We start from the raw sequence: 17,608 nt of genomic DNA, 5'->3' as shown, positions 1-17,608 counted from the left end.
GCCCTGCGTTAACCGCCCCTCCTTGACACCACGCTTTTGTCTACATTCTACACAAACGGCAACTTTTATAACCAGTGTAAAAATAACGTGCCGCAATAGTCATACCTATTAATGGTAAAAAGCTGTCACAATTCATAAAAAACCTTAATATACGCCACCCTAAACATAACCAGCGTTAATGTAAGGTTTTTGTGTGGACTGGCTTCTTGATGTTTTTGCTACCTGGCTCTACGGCTTAAAAGTAATCGCGATAACGTTAGCGGTCATCATGTTCATCAGCGGGCTGGACGATTTTTTTATTGATGTCGTCTACTGGGTACGCCGCATTAAACGCAAGTTGAGTGTTTATCGCCGCTACCCGCGAATGAGTTACCGCGAACTGTATAAACCAGATGAAAAACCGTTAGCGATTATGGTTCCGGCGTGGAATGAAACGGGCGTCATCGGCAATATGGCCGAGCTGGCGGCGACCACGCTCGACTATGAAAACTATCATATCTTTGTTGGCACCTACCCCAACGACCCCGATACACAGCGTGATGTTGACGAAGTGTGCGCTCGCTTCCCGAACGTGCATAAGGTAGTCTGCGCGCGTCCTGGCCCCACCAGCAAAGCCGACTGCCTGAACAACGTGCTGGACGCCATCACCCAGTTTGAGCGTAGCGCCAATTTCGCTTTTGCTGGTTTTATTCTGCATGACGCCGAAGACGTAATTTCACCGATGGAATTGCGTCTGTTCAACTATCTGGTCGAGCGTAAAGATCTGATTCAGATCCCGGTGTATCCGTTCGAACGCGAATGGACGCACTTCACCAGCATGACTTACATTGATGAGTTTTCAGAACTGCATGGCAAAGATGTTCCGGTGCGTGAAGCCCTCGCCGGACAAGTGCCCAGCGCAGGCGTCGGTACCTGTTTCAGCCGCCGCGCCGTGACCGCACTGTTAGCTGACGGTGACGGTATTGCTTTCGACGTGCAGAGTCTTACTGAAGATTACGACATTGGTTTCCGCCTGAAAGAAAAAGGTATGACGGAAATTTTTGTCCGTTTTCCGGTGGTGGACGAAGCCAAAGAACGCGAGCAGCGTAAATTTTTACAGCACGCGCGGACGTCAAACATGATCTGCGTGCGCGAATATTTCCCTGATACCTTTTCGACTGCGGTTCGACAAAAATCTCGCTGGATCATCGGCATTGTTTTCCAGGGCTTTAAAACCCACAAATGGACCTCCAGTCTGACGCTGAACTACTTTCTCTGGCGCGACCGCAAAGGGGCAATCAGTAACTTTGTCAGCTTCCTCGCGATGCTGGTGATGATCCAGCTTTTGCTGTTGCTGGCGTATGAAAGTTTGTGGCCCGATGCCTGGCATTTCCTTTCTATTTTCAGCGGCAGCACATGGTTAATGACTCTGCTGTGGCTAAACTTTGGCTTGATGATTAACCGCATCGTGCAGCGGGTGATTTTCGTTACTGGCTACTACGGCCTGACGCAGGGGCTGCTATCTGTCCTGCGTCTTTTCTGGGGCAACCTGATTAACTTCATGGCCAACTGGCGCGCGTTAAAACAGGTACTTCAACACGGCGATCCACGTCGTGTCGCGTGGGATAAAACAACGCATGACTTCCCCAGCGTGACTGGCGATACCCGCTCGTTGCGTCCGTTAGGTCAAATCCTGCTGGAAAATCAGGTCATCACTGAAGAACAACTCGATACAGCACTGCGTAATCGCGTCGAAGGTCTACGCCTGGGCGGTTCAATGCTGATGCAGGGGCTGATTAGCGCCGAACAGCTGGCACAGGCGCTGGCAGAGCAAAACGGCGTGGCGTGGGAGTCGATCGACGCCTGGCAGATCCCTTCATCACTGATTGCCGAAATGCCGGCTTCCGTGGCGCTGCATTATGCAGTACTGCCGCTGCGTCTGGAAAATGATGAGTTAATTGTCGGCAGTGAAGATGGTATTGACCCGGTTTCGCTGGCAGCCCTGACGCGTAAAGTCGGACGCAAAGTGCGTTACGTCATTGTTCTGCGGGGACAAATTGTCACGAGGTTACGTCACTGGTATGCGCGCCGACGCGGTCACGATCCGCGGGCAATGTTGTACAATGCGGTTCAGCATCAGTGGCTCACGGAACAGCAGGCCGGTGAAATCTGGCGGCAATATGTGCCGCATCAGTTCCTGTTCGCCGAAATACTGACCACGCTCGGTCATATTAATCGTTCAGCAATTAACGTGTTGTTATTGCGCCATGAACGCAGTTCTCTGCCGCTCGGCAAGTTTTTGGTCACCGAAGGCGTTATCAGCCAGGAAACGTTGGATCGCGTCCTGACAATTCAACGCGAATTACAAGTTTCGATGCAATCACTATTACTCAAAGCAGGTTTAAACACAGAACAGGTTGCGCAACTGGAGTCCGAAAATGAAGGAGAATAACCTTAATCGCGTCATCGGATGGTCTGGTTTACTGCTGACGTCTTTATTGAGTACCAGCGCACTCGCAGACAATATCGGCACCAGCGCAGAAGAGCTGGGGCTGAGCGATTATCGCCATTTTGTTATTTATCCCCGTCTCGATAAGGCGCTGAAGGCACAGAAAAATAACGACGAAGCAACCGCCATCCGCGAATTTGAATATATACACCAACAGGTGCCGGATAATATTCCGCTAACTTTATACCTTGCGGAAGCCTATCGCCATTTTGGTCATGATGACCGGGCGCGGCTGTTGCTTGAGGATCAACTGAAACGTCACCCAGGAGATGCCCGACTTGAGCGCAGTCTGGCGGCTATTCCAGTTGAAGTGAAAAGCGTTACGACTGTTGAAGAACTGCTTGCCCAGCAAAAAGCGTGCGACGCTGCGCCGACCCTGCGTTGTCGCAGTGAAGTCGGGCAGAATGCCCTGCGGCTGGCACAATTACCTGTCGCCAGAGCGCAACTGAACGATGCGACGTTTGCTGCATCGCCGGAAGGAAAAACGCTGCGAACCGATCTGCTGCAACGCGCAATCTACCTGAAACAATGGTCCCAGGTAGATACGCTATACAATGAAGCACGCCAGCAGAACACATTAAGCGCGGCAGAACGCCGCCAGTGGTTTGATGTGCTTCTTGCCGGGCATCTGGACGATCGGATCCTGGCGCTGCAATCACAGGGGATCTTCACCGATCCTCAGTCATATATTACTTACGCGACCGCGCTGGCTTATCGTGGCGAAAAAGCACGCCTCCAGCATTATCTCATTGAAAATACGCCGCTATTTACCACGGACGCACAAGAGAAAAGTTGGCTCTATCTGTTATCTAAATACAGCGCCAACCCCGTTCAGGCGTTGGCGAATTATACGGTACAGTTTGCCGACAACCACCAGTATGTTGTTGGCGCGACGCTACCGGTGCTGTTAAAAAAAGGTCAGTACGACGCAGCGCAAAAACTGCTCGCCACCCTCCCCGCCAATGAAATGCTTGAGGAGCGTTATACCGTTAGCGTAGCGACCCATAACAAGGCTGAAGCTCTGCGTCTGGCACGATTGCTGTATCAGCAAGAACCGGCAAATCTTACCCGCCTGGATCAACTGACCTGGCAACTGATGCAGAACGAGCAGTCACGCGAAGCTGCCGATTTATTGCTGCAACGCTATCCTTTCCAGGGCGATGCGCGTGTCAGCCAGACTTTAATGGCGCGACTGGCGTCTCTGCTGGAAAGTCATCCTTACCTGGCAACGCCGGCGAAGGTGGCGATTTTATCGAAACCCTTACCGCTGGCGGAGCAACGTCAGTGGCAAAGTCAGTTGCCGGGTATTGCAGATAATTGCCCGGCAATAGTTCGCTTGCTGGGCGATATGTCGCCTTCCTACGATGCCGCCGCCTGGAACCGTCTGGCAAAGTGTTATCGGGACACGCTACCCGGTGTGGCGTTGTATGCATGGCTTCAGGCCGAACAACGACAACCGAACGCCTGGCAACATCGTGCGGTAGCGTATCAGGTTGAGGACTACGCCACCGCACTGGCGGCCTGGCAGAAAATCAGTCTTCACGACATGAGCAATGAGGATCTGCTTGCTGCTGCCAATACCGCCCAGGCGGCAGGAAATGGTGCGGCTCGCGATCGCTGGCTTCAGCAGGCAGAACAACGTGGGCTGGGAAACAATGCCCTCTACTGGTGGCTGCATGCGCAACGTTACATTCCTGGTCAGCCGGAACTCGCACTGAACGATCTCACGCGCTCAATCAATATTGCGCCTTCTGCCAACGCTTACGTTGCGCGGGCGACAATTTATCGCCAACGTCATAATGTCCCGACGGCAGTGAGTGATTTGCGCGCCGCGCTGGAACTGGAGCCGAATAATAGCAACACCCAGGCAGCGCTTGGTTACGCCTTGTGGGATAGCGGTGATATCGCACAGTCGCGGGAAATGCTCGAACAGGCGCATAAAGGGCTACCGGACGATCCGGCACTTATCCGACAACTGGCCTACGTGAACCAGCGTCTGGATGACATGCCTGCGACGCAGCACTACGCCCGGCTGGTGATTGATGACATTGATAATCAGGCGCTGATAACCCCACTGACCCCAGAGCAAAATCAGCAACGCTTCAATTTCCGCCGTCTGCATGAGGAGGTCGGTCGCCGCTGGACGTTCAGTTTCGATTCTTCCATCGGCTTGCGTTCCGGCGCGATGAGTACCGCTAACAATAATGTCGGCGGCGCAGCGCCAGGGAAAAGCTATCGTAGCTACGGGCAACTGGAAGCCGAGTACCGCATCGGACGCAATATGCTGCTGGAAGGCGACCTGCTCTCAGTTTATAGCCGCGTCTTTGCCGATACCGGAGAAAACGGGGTGATGATGCCGGTGAAAAATCCGATGTCCGGCACCGGTCTGCGCTGGAAGCCGCTGCGCGATCAGATCGTTTTCCTCGCCGTCGAACAGCAGTTGCCGCTGAACGGGCAAAATGGCGCATCCGATACCATGCTGCGCGCCAGCGCCTCATTCTTTAATGGCGGCAAATACAGCGACGAATGGCACCCGAACGGTTCAGGCTGGTTTGCCCAAAACCTGTACCTCGATGCGGCGCAATATGTCCGCCAGGATATTCAGGCGTGGACGGCAGATTATCGCGTAAGCTGGCATCAGAAGGTGGCGAACGGACAGACTATTGAGCCTTACGCTCACGTTCAGGACAACGGTTATCGTGATAAAGGCACTCAGGGCGCGCAGCTTGGCGGTGTCGGGGTCCGCTGGAATATCTGGACCGGCGAGACGCACTACGACGCCTGGCCGCACAAAGTCAGTCTCGGCGTCGAGTATCAACATACCTTTAAGGCGATTAATCAACGTAACGGAGAGCGCAACAACGCGTTTCTCACCATTGGAGTGCACTGGTAAATGCGTAAGTTCATTTTCGTATTGCTGACACTGCTTTTGGTCAGCCCTTTTTCCTTTGCGATGAAAGGTATTATCTGGCAACCACAAAACCGTGATAGTCAGGTTACCGATACCCAGTGGCAGGGGCTGATGAGTCAGTTACGTTTGCAAGGCTTCGATACCCTGGTTTTGCAATGGACTCGTTACGGCGATGCATTCACCCAGCCAGAACAGCGCGCGTTATTGTTTAAGCGTGCAGCAGCTGCGCAACAGGCTGGCCTGAAGCTGATTGTCGGGCTGAATGCCGATCCGGAATTTTTTATGCACCAGAAACAGTCATCCGCGGCGCTGGAAAGCTATCTTAATCGCCTGCTGGCTGCCGATCTCCAACAAGCCAGATTATGGAGCGCCGCGCCTGGCGTAACGCCGGATGGCTGGTACATCAGCGCGGAAATTGACGACCTGAACTGGCGCAGCGAAGCCGCCCGTCAGCCTTTGCTGACATGGTTAAACAACGCGCAGCGGTTGATTAGCGATGTTTCAGCAAAACCGGTTTATATCAGTAGTTTTTTCGCCGGAAACATGTCGCCCGATGGCTATCGCCAACTGCTGGAACACGTTAAAACAACCGGCGTTAATGTCTGGGTACAGGATGGCAGCGGCGTGAATAAACTTACCGCTGAACAGCGTGAACGTTATCTACAGGCCAGCGCCGATTGCCAAAGTTCCGCCCCTGCCAGCGGCATTGTTTATGAACTGTTTGTCGCCGGCAAAGGCAAAACCTTTACAGCGAAACCGAAACCGGATGCAGAGATCGCCTCGCTGTTAGCGAAACGTTCCTCTTGCGGTAAAGACACGCTCTATTTCTCTCTGCGCTATTTGCCCGTCGCGCACGGCATTCTCGAGTATTAAATCCCCTCCAGGTAAGTCGGGTACGACCTGACTTACCACTTTCGCTCTCGTCAGAATTCCATCAAGATTAATTGCTAAAAAGCGTGCTAAAGAAAGAAGATCGTTATCGGCGAACGGGCCGATCACTCATGCAGGAAGCATAGATCCTTTGAGCGGAGTTTCTGATATCTGAGGAGTGCGAAATGCAATTGAGCAGCAGTGAACCTTGCGTGGTGATCCTGACCGAAAAAGAGGTAGAGGTAAGCGTCAATAACCATGCTACGTTTACCCTTCCGAAAAACTACCTGGCCGCCTTCGCGTGCAACAATAACGTCATTGAACTCTCAACGTTAAATCACGTATTAATCACCCACATCAACCGCAACATCATCAACGATTATCTGTTGTTTTTAAATAAGAACTTAACCTGCGTAAAGCCCTGGTCGCGGCTGGCTACCCCGGTTATCGCTTGTCATAGCCGTACACCGGAAGTGTTCCGGCTAGCCGCCAACCACAGCAAGCAGCAACCCAGCAAACCCTGCGAAGCGGAGTTGACGCGCGCATTGCTTTTTACCGTATTGTCTAACTTTCTTGAGCAATCGCGGTTTATTGCCCTACTGATGTATATCTTACGCAGCAGCGTCCGCGACAGCGTCTGCCGCATTATTCAAAGCGATATTCAGCATTACTGGAATCTGCGAATTGTCGCCAGTTCGCTATGTTTAAGCCCCAGCCTGCTCAAAAAGAAATTAAAAAACGAAAATACCAGCTATAGCCAGATTGTCACAGAGTGTCGTATGCGTTACGCCGTACAGATGTTATTGATGGATAACAAAAATATTACTCAGGTGGCGCAATTATGTGGCTATAGCAGCACGTCGTACTTTATCTCTGTTTTTAAGGCATTTTACGGCCTGACACCGTTGAATTATCTCGCCAAACAGCGACAAAAAGTGATGTGGTGAAGGGCAAAGCGGAAACGGATAAGACGGGGATAAATGAAGAAGAAATGGCGCGCCCTGCAGGATTCGAACCTGCGGCCCACGACTTAGAAGGTCGTTGCTCTATCCAACTGAGCTAAGGGCGCGTTGATACCGCAATGCGGTGTAATCGCGTGAATTATACGGTCAACCCTTGCTGAGTCAATGGCTTTTGATCTGGTTGCTGAACAAGTGAACGACCGCGTCTGATTTTCTGATTTATTTCGCTATAGCGGCAAACAAACGTACACCGCTGCGCGTCTGAATCAAGAAAACCCGTATTTTCATGTATCAAAGTACAATTTCCCGCCCTAACGGAAAATTGTCCGATCCAATGAGACTGGTAACTATGAAACCAACGTCGGTGATCATTATGGATACTCATCCTATCATCAGAATGTCTATTGAAGTTCTGTTGCAAAAAAACAGTGAATTGCAAATTGTCCTGAAAACGGATGATTATCGCATAACCATCGATTATCTCCGAACCCGTCCTGTTGATTTAATCATTATGGATATAGACTTGCCCGGAACAGACGGTTTTACCTTCCTGAAAAGGATCAAACAAATCCAGAGCACAGTGAAAGTATTATTTTTATCATCGAAATCAGAATGCTTTTATGCTGGCAGAGCGATACAAGCTGGTGCTAACGGTTTTGTCAGTAAATGCAATGATCAGAATGATATTTTTCACGCCGTTCAGATGATCCTCTCCGGATACACTTTTTTTCCCAGCGAAACGCTCAACTATATAAAAAGCAATAAATGTAGCACGAATAGTTCAACGATCACTGTGCTATCTAATCGTGAAGTGACGATATTACGTTATCTGGTCAGCGGATTATCCAATAAAGAAATTGCCGATAAGTTATTACTTAGCAATAAAACAGTTAGTGCGCATAAATCTAATATTTATGGCAAGCTAGGTTTGCATTCAATTGTAGAGCTTATCGACTACGCCAAATTATATGAATTAATATAATATTAATTATAATTGATCATAAATATCGCATCCGCTTTCGCCACACCTGGCTGAACACCGCTGGCTAACGCTCGATAATTGGCAAAAAAGTTTAGTGTGACATTGCCATTTGCATCTACTTCCTCAGTCGGACTCGCCTCCCCCAGTGCGAGCCGGGAGCGATCGCTATTACGTAATTCGATGGCGACGGTTTGTGCCATTGCGGGATCATCCAGAGCCAGCAGGTTGGCATCAGATGCCGGCGTTCCCGTAAATAAAATCGCAACTGAACCCGGAGGACATCCCTCCAGCCGCAGGCTAAAAGGGACGAGTGCCGTGGTATCGCCAGCGCTCAGTAATTGTGTCGTAGGCCATCTGCCTAAATCTACCGTCTTATCCTTATCCGCTGTGTTTACGGTACAGGAGAAATCAACAACGTTACCGTGCAAATTGATATTAATCGTTCCTAAAGGGTCAACTGCCCATCCACTGGAACTCCACAGTAGCCCGCAGAAACAGCTAAAGAGCACTCTTCTCATTCTCCGTACCTCATTGATAATCGACGCGTAAATACCCCAGCGCGCTAAACGGCCCTTCGGTCGGTTTTTGACCGGTAATACTGATAGGCCAGGCGCGAAGTGTGACATTGGCTGCCGCAGCTGCATCCAGACGGAAAGGAATAACGCTATTGAGATCGTTAGGCGTGATCGGCGTATCGTTCTGATCGGCCACAATAAAACCTAAATCCTGATTGTCCGACACCATCGCCTGACCAGAAACGGCACTGGCTTCCAGACGCATTGTTAAATAAGCCTGCGCAGCAACATTCGTACATTTGATCGCAATGCTCTTGGTTTGCGGCATGACACCAGCTGGTCGATTCCCCGGCCCTGCCGCACTAAATAACGATGCGCCGATATCACCAAAATCAAATTCAACAATTTGCCCGGCATTTAATTCGCAGTTTTGCGGTACTTCAACCCGGCCACCAAAACTAATGGTATAAACAGGTGTAACCAACGGATCGTTAGGCGTTGATGTCACATACACGGTAAACATCACCTGTCTGGGGATCTCCACCATGTTAATAAAGGGACGAATAACCTTTAAACGAAATATCAAACGAGAATCCATCACCCCGAACGGAAGGTTTTGCGAAACGTTAGGATCTGTTCCCATACGAATATAATTTTGCGGAGGGAATTGAATATCCATCACGCTATCAACCAGACTCATCGCACCTAATAGATAATCATTTAATTGCATATATTTATAATTATCGATAGTTTCCTGAACAATAAAGTTAGTGACATAACTACGGTATGTATAATTCACCAGCGTGCCGGGTGGACAAATTGCTGACACACCTACCCAGCCGGATTTTTCCGGTAAAACAACAATCTGGCCTGGCTGGTTATTGGTGCTATTAAAGACATTTGAGAGATCATAGTGTTCATCTTCTGCTACGCCAGTACTATTTGCACAAACAGTAGCCCAGGATATGTTTGCCAGACACAAACATGCCATTGCCAATAATAATCTGCAGATTATCTTCATTGATAATTTCCTTTATGAGCCAGGATGTGTGCAAACTGCCGAAATAACAGTGACGGCTTGCTGTAAGCTTTGCTTCGGCAATACATAGTGCGCAATGCAGCGTGAGTTTGCACCGTCTCCCCACTGAACCAGTAATTCACCAGACAATGGCGCACCGCTTAAATAAACTTGCCCGTCATCACCCACCATACTGGTTATTCCGGTACTGTTTTCCCGTACCAGTGATCCAAACGGCACCGGTTTTCCGCCCTGGGTAACGGTAATGAGCGCCCGCACGCCTATGCGGGTGTCAAAATTGGCACGAACCAACGCGCCTTGCGTCGGCACAACACTGCTAATATTTTTTTCAACATCGATGGAATTCCCCATCGTATTGGTATCAAGCGCGATACGGTTATACCGATAAACCGTGGCATACGGCATCACCGCATAGCCGCGCCAGTCGGTTAAAATGCCAGTTTGATTTTCAATGCGTACACCGCCTGCGCCAGGCGCTTTAATCAAAACATTGGTATCCCCTAAAGGCTGGCTCAGCGTTATGCCATTTTCATGTCCGACCACACCGCCAGACAGCTGCCAGTTAACGTCATGTTGATCGCGGTCGTAGTTATACCCGACCCCCAGCGTACCGTAAGTGGCCTGCCAGTTTGCCGTAGCGCTGCCCGTATACCCATTATTCGAGGTATCGCCCTGGCTTACGTGATAACTCAGGTTGTGGCCTTCCAGTAAGGTCCCACCTACACCTGCCAGCCAGCTATTTTGCCCGTTGCTGTTACGGTTGGCGTTAAAGGAGGCATAAGCGCGGTCGAGCGCATTTTCCCGGGTGTAGCGACGTTTGGTCAAAACATTGAAAGGCACTGAAACATTAAGTCCGACAATACGTTCGTTATCGGGAATCCCTACAGATTCATTCCACGAAAATGAGAGCGAATAACTGATGCCAACCCAGCTGCTGGTATACCCCACCTGATACCACGTATCTGAATCCGAAGTATTCCAGTATTTTTGATGGGTACCAGAAATATAAAGCGAGCCAAAGTCATTAAGTGATTGTGAAATATTTAACTGCAAACGGTCTTTACGGCTAAAGCGTAAATTGTGGTAATTCACGATTATCGGTTCATCGCGATGCTCACCGTCATAATCGTAATCATATTCGTACCCCTCCATACGACGATACGCAACATCATCAAGGGTATAAAAACCTTGTGTCGAATAGCGGTAACCCATCAACTGAAAATTGGTGCCGAAAGTGTTCATTGATTTCGCATAGAGGAAGCGAATGGAATCCCCCTCATGACGACTGTCGTCGGCTAACTGACTGCGCGCATGCGTTACATCCAGCGACACTGCGCCCCAGTTCCCGAGGTTGCGCCCCAGCCCTAACAAAAAGGCGGTGTAATTTGCAGATAATTGCGTCCCGCCGTAGGCAGTAAATTCCTGTGGTAAACCGCCGAGTGCCGTGCCCTGAAAAAAGAAAGGCGACGATTGCTGACTATTACCGCTACGAAAATCGCCCGCTGTCAGGTCAAATTTGAAACGCCCTTCGCGTTGTAAAATTGGCACTGTTGAATACGGAATTGTGTAATTCTGCTGATTGCCATCGCGCTCGTCGATGGTGACATCCAGATCGCCATTTGAAGATGTCGGGTGCAAATCTGTAATTTCAAAAGCGCCGGGGGAAACATAGCTTTGATAGATAATAAAACCATTTTGCCGAATCGTTAGCTGGGCCGCCGTACGGGCAATCCCACGTACCGTTGGGGCAAACCCTTGCTGGCTATCAGGATACATATTATCGGAAGAGTAAAGCCGTACACCACGAAATCCAACGCCATCGAAAATATCACTTCCTGTATTGCCGTCTCCCATTACCAGTTCACTTTTCAGCGGAATAATGGCGCGCTGTACCCAGGTGCCAATATTATTCCACTGTTCTGAATGATATCCATTTCCGCGAAAATAGTTCCAGGAACCATTGTTGCGTAAACGCCACGGGCCAATATTAATCCCGCTGAGCTCACTAAAAAAATAGCTATCGTTACCATTACCTCTGTTACCGGTGAAATTATAATTCAGGAGTAAAGCAGGAATACCTTCATCCCACTCTTCAGGCGGAATGTAACCGTGAGCGCTACTCAACAACGCTATCTGAGGAATAGTGATGTTCAGGCGCATCGCTGCAAAATCAAAGTTAATTGTGGTATCAGGTACAGCTTTCAGTAAATTAATGCATTTATTATTTTGCTGCTGGGCTAACTCGGGGAATGCACTGCTATTAAGGCCAATTCGTTCAAGGAGTGCCTGGTTAAAACAAGGCATTAACCCACCTGATTTATCACCTGTATTTACTGTCGTCGATTCAAATACGATATCCTGTGAACCAATGAACTCATCATTACGCCAGAGATCCACCCGATACACGCCCGCAGGTTGATGATTACCTCTCTCAAAGCGCGATAAATCAGCAACGGATGTGCCATTCTCTAATAAAAATGCCGGGTTGAAATAACTTTCCGCATAGCTTAAAAAGGAGGGTAAAATGGCAAGAGATGAATAACAAATTCCGGCCAGACACCAGCTATACCTCTGCGGAATATCCGTAGTAGTGGGTATTTTCATAATTAGCTCTGATATTGTCAGATGATTCGGTTAGTTTAAGTTCACTTCTCTGACCGGGGTTACTGAACCATAATCATTAACGGTCTGAAATTTCAGCTTTCCCTGCACTCCTGAGGGTAAGGGAATTTGTGAATTAACTCTGGGTGCAACCATAGCATTCCCCAGTTTTTGGCTGCCCACTTGCAGGTTAACCAGGGTGACATAAAAAGGTGATGGATTATGAACATTGATATAGTTACCGGATCGCGAAAACTTGAGTGTGTCCGGCGCTTCTGCGGGTAATTCTTGTAGTTGAATTGGACGGAGAAATAACTTCATGCGCGATAAAATCGCCAGTTGCAAAACATTCCTGCCGTTCAATGCATTTTTATCTACCGAAGGGATCGTCTTAACATTCATCCAGAACAGAGACTCACGATCTGCCGCCAGCGGTGGACCGGTGTAAATAATACGCAAGGTATTTTCGCTTTTGGGTTCACTAACAAACAGTGGCGGTGTAATGATGAATGACTTTTCTTTTACACCGCTGCTGTTTTCAATCCACGAATTGACCAGAAAGCGCTCATTGGTATGGCTATTTCTAATCCATACCGCAGTCTGTTTAGCATCAGCGGGATAAATAATACGCGTGGCACCTAATGCGATCCCTCCGGCAGCATGGGCGCTGGTCGAAATGATTAAATAAAATATAATGAGCATCAATAACTTTATTTTAGTCATCATAGTTAATACGCCTTGTGTATTCCTGACGGCAAAAATAAGGAGTATAAAGAAATGATTGCTTTGGTTTCTTACAACACATCATTCCCTTTTCATTTAATAAAGCGGCATGATACAAAGTGAACATGATTTCGATTTACATTGCCACCATACCGCTTCAGACAACCGGTACATTACTTTGTTATAAGACGTGATATATAATTCAAAACAACGTGGTTTTGATTATTCGTATCTCATAATAAAAGTCGCGTCAGCATTTGCTTGCCCTGCTGATGCACTTGTACCGGTGCCTTTATAACGTGCAGAAAAATGAAGAACGTTGGTCCCGGGGATCAAGTTCTGGTTGGTTGAGAAGCTATTCCCATCAGGTTTGAGAATTGCGGATGTATTATCAAGTATTTCAATACCGACACCCGTTGCTGTTGTTGTATTAGTACTGGATGCAATGGCCAATAAATTATCATTGATTGCATCCGCCTGACCAGAAAATGCAACGGCAGCATTAGCGGCAACGACAGGATCGCAGTCGTTCAACTGTATAGTGAATGGAATTAATGCAGAGGTATTACCAACAGCATTGAAAATATCGGTACGATATTGACCGAGTGTGACAACCTGGTCTGCCGAGTCAGTATTCACTGAACAGGCAGCATTCACCAGTTCGCCTTCAAAGTGAATTGTACCGCCATCTACAACGGCAGCATAACTACCCGTAGCGGCGAATAGTGCGGCGGCCAGCGCAGACGAAATAAATCTTAATTTCATATATATTCCTTCAATCTCATTTATCGACTCCACATCCGTATATAACCGATTACTTTATTTAAGACACTGATAGTAGTAAATTCCTTTTTATCCTCTAAGAATGTCTTAATTGAAAATATGCACTCTATTCTAAAAAATAGAGAGCCCCGTTAGATGAATACTTCCGCGCAAAATATATTCAACACAAATATAGACCTGAAGCGGTAAATTACCAGGCTGAAAATTCTTTTTATATTGTCAGGTATTTCTTAAATTATCTTAATCCTTAAACAAGGAAATAAATCAGTTCCAGATTTACAACGCCATCATGGACGAAAAATGAAGCTTTCAATCTCAGCGACAGTGCGCCTCACCTTCGCAAGAGGTCGCTTCACGCGATAAATCTGAAACGAAACCTGACAGCGCGCCCCGCTTCTGACAAAATAGGCGCATCCCCTTCGACCTACGTAACAGATGGAATCCTCTCTCTGATGGCAGCAAAGATTATTGACGGTAAAACGATTGCGCAGCAGGTGCGCTCTGAAGTTGCTCAAAAAGTTCAGGCGCGTATTGCAGCCGGACTGCGGGCACCAGGACTGGCCGTTGTGCTGGTGGGTAGTAACCCTGCATCGCAAATTTATGTCGCAAGTAAACGCAAGGCTTGTGAAGAAGTCGGGTTCGTCTCCCGCTCTTATGACCTCCCGGAAACCACCAGCGAAGCGGAGCTGTTGGAGCTTATCGATGCGCTGAATGCCGACAACACCATCGATGGCATTCTGGTTCAACTGCCGTTACCGGCGGGTATTGATAACGTCAAAGTGCTGGAACGTATTCATCCGGACAAAGACGTAGACGGTTTCCATCCTTATAACGTCGGTCGCCTGTGCCAGCGCGCGCCGCGTCTGCGTCCCTGCACCCCGCGCGGTATTGTCACGCTGCTTGAGCGTTACAACATTGATACCTTCGGCCTCAACGCCGTGGTGATTGGCGCATCGAATATCGTTGGCCGCCCGATGAGCATGGAACTGCTACTGGCAGGTTGCACCACCACCGTGACTCACCGTTTCACTAAAAATCTGCGTCACCACGTAGAAAATGCCGATCTATTGATCGTTGCCGTCGGTAAGCCAGGCTTTATTCCCGGTGACTGGATCAAAGAAGGCGCAATTGTGATTGATGTCGGCATCAACCGTCTGGAAAATGGCAAAGTTGTGGGCGACGTCGTGTTTGAAGACGCGGCTAAACGCGCCTCATACATTACGCCTGTTCCCGGCGGCGTTGGCCCGATGACGGTTGCCACGCTGATTGAAAACACGCTACAGGCGTGCGTTGAATATCATGATCCACAGGGTGAGTAACATGGCGACATTTTCTTTAGGTAAACATCCGCACGTTGAGCTGTGCGACTTGCTGAAACTGGAAGGCTGGAGCGAAAGCGGCGCGCAGGCGAAAATCGCGATTGCCGAAGGCCAGGTGAAAGTCGACGGTGCGGTTGAAACGCGCAAACGCTGCAAAATCGTTGCCGGGCAGACAGTGAGTTTTGCCGGTCACAGCGTACAGATTGTTGCCTGATCCCTTTCCCGGCCTGTAACAACAGGCCGGTTCTCTTTTCAGACTTTTGCCCTCTACGCCCCGTTCATCCATGCTGATAGCATCGACATTTTGCCGAAGCGACCATCATGCCAACCATTATTACGCACGCAGCCGTTCCCCTTTGCATTGCTTTAGGGTTGGGTTCGAAAGTCATCCCTCCGCGCCTGTTATTTGCCGGAATCATCCTGGCGATGCTGCCCGATGCCGACGTCTTGTCGTTTAAATTTGGCGTTGCTTACGGCAATGTTTTTGGTCATCGCGGGTTTACCCATTCGCTGGTGTTTGCGTTTGTTGTCCCGCTGTTATGTGTGCTGATTGGACGCCGATGGTTCAGGGCTGGGCTGATTCGCTGCTGGCTGTTTTTAACCGTCTCGTTGCTATCGCACAGCTTGCTGGATGCGGTAACCACTGGTGGTAAAGGCGTTGGCTGGCTATGGCCGTGGTCAGATGAACGCTTTTTCGCTCCCTGGCAGGTGATTAAAGTCGCGCCGTTTGCATTGTCTCGTTACAGCACGCCGTACGGGCATCAGGTGATTATTTCTGAATTGATGTGGGTGTGGTTGCCGGGGATGCTACTGATGGGAATGTTGTGGTGGCGCAGACGATAACCGGATGCGAAAACTCGCATCCGGCAATAGCGCAATTACTTACGACGCCAGGTGGTCCCTTGCGGGCCATCTTCCAGCACGATCCCCATCTCGTTAAGACGGTCACGCGCCGCATCTGCCGCCGCCCAGTCTTTCGCTTTACGGGCATCCAGACGCTGTTGAATTAACGCTTCAATCTCAGCCACTTCGCTGTCGTCTGCCTGCGCACCGCTTTGCAGGAACGCTTCCGGTTCTTGCTCCAGCAGGCCCAATACGGCGGAAAGTTTACGCAGATGAGACGCCATCGCGTTTGCCGCTACCATATCTTCTGCTTTCAGACGGTTTACTTCACGCGCCATATCAAACAGCACGGAATAGGCTTCCGGGGTGTTGAAATCGTCGTCCATCGCTTCAATAAAGCGCACTTCAAACGCTTCGCCACCGGCAGGCGCAACGGTTTTATCTGTGCCGCGCAGCGCAGTGTAGAGACGCTCCAGCGCCGCACGCGCCTGCTTCAGGTTCTCTTCGCTGTAGTTCAGCTGGCTGCGATAGTGGCCTGACATCAGGAAGTAACGCACGGTTTCAGCATCGTAGTATTTCAGCACATCGCGCACGGTAAAGAAGTTACCCAGCGATTTCGACATCTTCTCGCGGTCAACCATTACCATCCCGGAGTGCATCCAGTAGTTCACATACTGACCATCATGGGCACAGGTGGACTGAGCGATTTCGTTCTCGTGGTGCGGAAACATCAGGTCTGAACCGCCGCCGTGGATATCAAAGTGGTTACCCAGCTGCTTGCAGTTCATTGCCGAACATTCAATGTGCCAGCCTGGACGGCCCGCGCCCCACGGCGACGGCCAGCTCGGTTCGCCCTCTTTCGACATCTTCCACAGAACGAAATCCATCGGGTTGCGTTTGTCGTCGACCACGTCAACGCGCGCGCCTGCCTGCAGCTGGTCGAGATCCTGACGCGACAGCACGCCATATGTCGGATCGGTCGGTACGTCAAACATCACGTCGCCGTTGTCCGCCACATAAGCGTGACCTTTGGCGATCAGTTGTTCAGTGAGTTCAATAATTTCTGCGATATGATGCGTCGCGCGCGGCTCCATATCCGGGCGCAGAATGTTCAAAGCATCAAAATCTTTGTGCATTTCGGCGATCATGCGATCCACCAGCGCCACAAAGCTTTCGCCATTTTCATTGGCGCGTTTGATGATTTTGTCGTCGATATCAGTAATGTTGCGCACATACTTCAGCTTATAGCCGAGGAAACGCAGATAGCGCGCAACCACGTCAAAAGCAACAAAGGTACGCCCGTGACCGATATGACAGAGATCGTAAACGGTGATTCCACACACGTACATGCCGACTTCCCCGGCGTGAATAGGCTTAAATTCCTCTTTTTGGCGTGTCAGAGTATTGAAGATTTTTAGCATCGAAGATTCCGTTTAGACATGTGTGGGTAATTGAGTTGCGTATAATACCCATATTTCCCGCGCGAATCAGCATACATTGCGTGATGATCCGATCGTGCGGTTATGCTATAACACCACCCTATATATGACCCGAACCGGGTTGAAGCACCAA

At 49.5% G+C, this 17,608-nt stretch carries 14 protein-coding genes and 1 tRNA gene; 8 read left to right on the top strand and 7 right to left on the bottom strand.

Features of this window, described 5'->3' with window-relative positions; genetic code table 11:
* Window positions 1-193 precede the first annotated feature (193 nt).
* From nrfB to envY, 4 genes are all read left to right on the top strand, one after another.
* A complete protein-coding gene (gene nrfB, locus ACJHWK_RS20170; protein ID WP_170886403.1) occupies window positions 194-2,431 on the top strand; it encodes a cyclic di-3',5'-guanylate-activated glycosyltransferase NrfB in 2,238 nt (745 codons plus the stop codon).
* A complete protein-coding gene (nfrA, locus tag ACJHWK_RS20165; RefSeq protein ID WP_410234912.1) occupies window positions 2,418-5,381 on the top strand; it encodes a bacteriophage adsorption protein NfrA in 2,964 nt (987 codons plus the stop codon). Before nrfB ends, nfrA begins: the two co-directional genes overlap by 14 nt.
* A complete protein-coding gene (locus ACJHWK_RS20160) occupies window positions 5,382-6,272 on the top strand; it encodes a DUF4434 family protein (RefSeq protein WP_001522487.1) in 891 nt (296 codons plus the stop codon).
* A 182-nt stretch (window positions 6,273-6,454) separates the two neighbouring features.
* A complete protein-coding gene (gene envY, locus ACJHWK_RS20155) occupies window positions 6,455-7,216 on the top strand; it encodes a DNA-binding transcriptional regulator EnvY (RefSeq protein ID WP_001177464.1) in 762 nt (253 codons plus the stop codon).
* A gap of 45 nt (window positions 7,217-7,261) precedes the next feature.
* Here envY and ACJHWK_RS20150 read toward each other — a convergent pair.
* Window positions 7,262-7,338, bottom strand: a tRNA-Arg gene (locus ACJHWK_RS20150).
* A 242-nt stretch (window positions 7,339-7,580) separates the two neighbouring features.
* On the opposite strand from ACJHWK_RS20150, the gene fimZ reads away from it, so the two are divergent.
* Window positions 7,581-8,213 carry a fimbria biosynthesis transcriptional regulator FimZ gene (gene fimZ / locus ACJHWK_RS20145; RefSeq protein ID WP_000805422.1) on the top strand — a complete coding sequence of 211 codons (633 nt, stop codon included), beginning with the start codon at window positions 7,581-7,583 and terminating at the stop codon, window positions 8,211-8,213.
* A gap of 2 nt (window positions 8,214-8,215) precedes the next feature.
* Here the strand turns inward: fimZ and sfmF are convergent, their stop codons facing one another.
* The 5 genes from sfmF to fimA all read right to left on the bottom strand — a co-directional run bounded on the left by sfmF (window position 8,216) and on the right by fimA (window position 13,856).
* Window positions 8,216-8,731, bottom strand: coding sequence for a fimbria assembly protein (gene sfmF / locus ACJHWK_RS20140; RefSeq protein WP_001255233.1), 516 nt, complete (start codon window positions 8,729-8,731; stop codon window positions 8,216-8,218).
* A 10-nt stretch (window positions 8,732-8,741) separates the two neighbouring features.
* Window positions 8,742-9,749 (bottom strand): type 1 fimbria D-mannose specific adhesin FimH, encoded by a 1,008-nt coding sequence (gene fimH / locus ACJHWK_RS20135; RefSeq protein ID WP_000691065.1) that lies wholly within the window; start codon window positions 9,747-9,749, stop codon window positions 8,742-8,744.
* Window positions 9,750-9,761: 12 nt separating this feature from the next.
* Complete coding sequence (locus ACJHWK_RS20130; protein WP_170886401.1) at window positions 9,762-12,371, bottom strand: fimbrial biogenesis usher protein; 2,610 nt, start codon at window positions 12,369-12,371, stop codon at window positions 9,762-9,764.
* 30 nt (window positions 12,372-12,401) lie between these two features.
* The gene (gene fimC, locus ACJHWK_RS20125) at window positions 12,402-13,094 is read right to left on the bottom strand and encodes a type 1 fimbria chaperone FimC (protein ID WP_020233648.1); all 693 of its coding nucleotides are present in this window, start codon (window positions 13,092-13,094) and stop codon (window positions 12,402-12,404) included.
* Between the two features lie 219 nt (window positions 13,095-13,313).
* On the bottom strand, window positions 13,314-13,856 hold the full coding sequence (fimA, locus tag ACJHWK_RS20120) for a type 1 fimbrial major subunit FimA (protein WP_000776555.1): 543 nt from the start codon (window positions 13,854-13,856) through the stop codon (window positions 13,314-13,316).
* 470 nt (window positions 13,857-14,326) lie between these two features.
* Here fimA and folD point away from each other — a divergent pair, with 470 nt between their 5' ends.
* The 3 genes from folD (at window position 14,327) to ACJHWK_RS20105 (ending at window position 16,036) form a co-directional block, all read left to right on the top strand.
* Window positions 14,327-15,193 carry a bifunctional methylenetetrahydrofolate dehydrogenase/methenyltetrahydrofolate cyclohydrolase FolD gene (gene folD, locus ACJHWK_RS20115; RefSeq protein ID WP_000729155.1) on the top strand — a complete coding sequence of 289 codons (867 nt, stop codon included), beginning with the start codon at window positions 14,327-14,329 and terminating at the stop codon, window positions 15,191-15,193.
* A 1-nt stretch (window position 15,194) separates the two neighbouring features.
* Complete coding sequence (gene ybcJ, locus ACJHWK_RS20110) at window positions 15,195-15,407, top strand: ribosome-associated protein YbcJ (RefSeq protein WP_000190286.1); 213 nt, start codon at window positions 15,195-15,197, stop codon at window positions 15,405-15,407.
* A gap of 107 nt (window positions 15,408-15,514) precedes the next feature.
* The gene (locus ACJHWK_RS20105; protein ID WP_001522081.1) at window positions 15,515-16,036 is read left to right on the top strand and encodes a metal-dependent hydrolase; all 522 of its coding nucleotides are present in this window, start codon (window positions 15,515-15,517) and stop codon (window positions 16,034-16,036) included.
* A gap of 35 nt (window positions 16,037-16,071) precedes the next feature.
* Here the strand turns inward: ACJHWK_RS20105 and cysS are convergent, their stop codons facing one another.
* On the bottom strand, window positions 16,072-17,457 hold the full coding sequence (cysS, locus tag ACJHWK_RS20100) for a cysteine--tRNA ligase (protein WP_170886317.1): 1,386 nt from the start codon (window positions 17,455-17,457) through the stop codon (window positions 16,072-16,074).
* Between the last annotated feature and the right edge of the window lie 151 nt (window positions 17,458-17,608).

The organism is Escherichia sp. WS547, from assembly GCF_046486065.1.
Classification (GTDB): Bacteria; Pseudomonadota; Gammaproteobacteria; order Enterobacterales; family Enterobacteriaceae; genus Escherichia; species Escherichia coli.
Note: the sequence above shows the minus strand (reverse complement) of the source record. Positions and strands in the feature narration are given on the sequence as shown.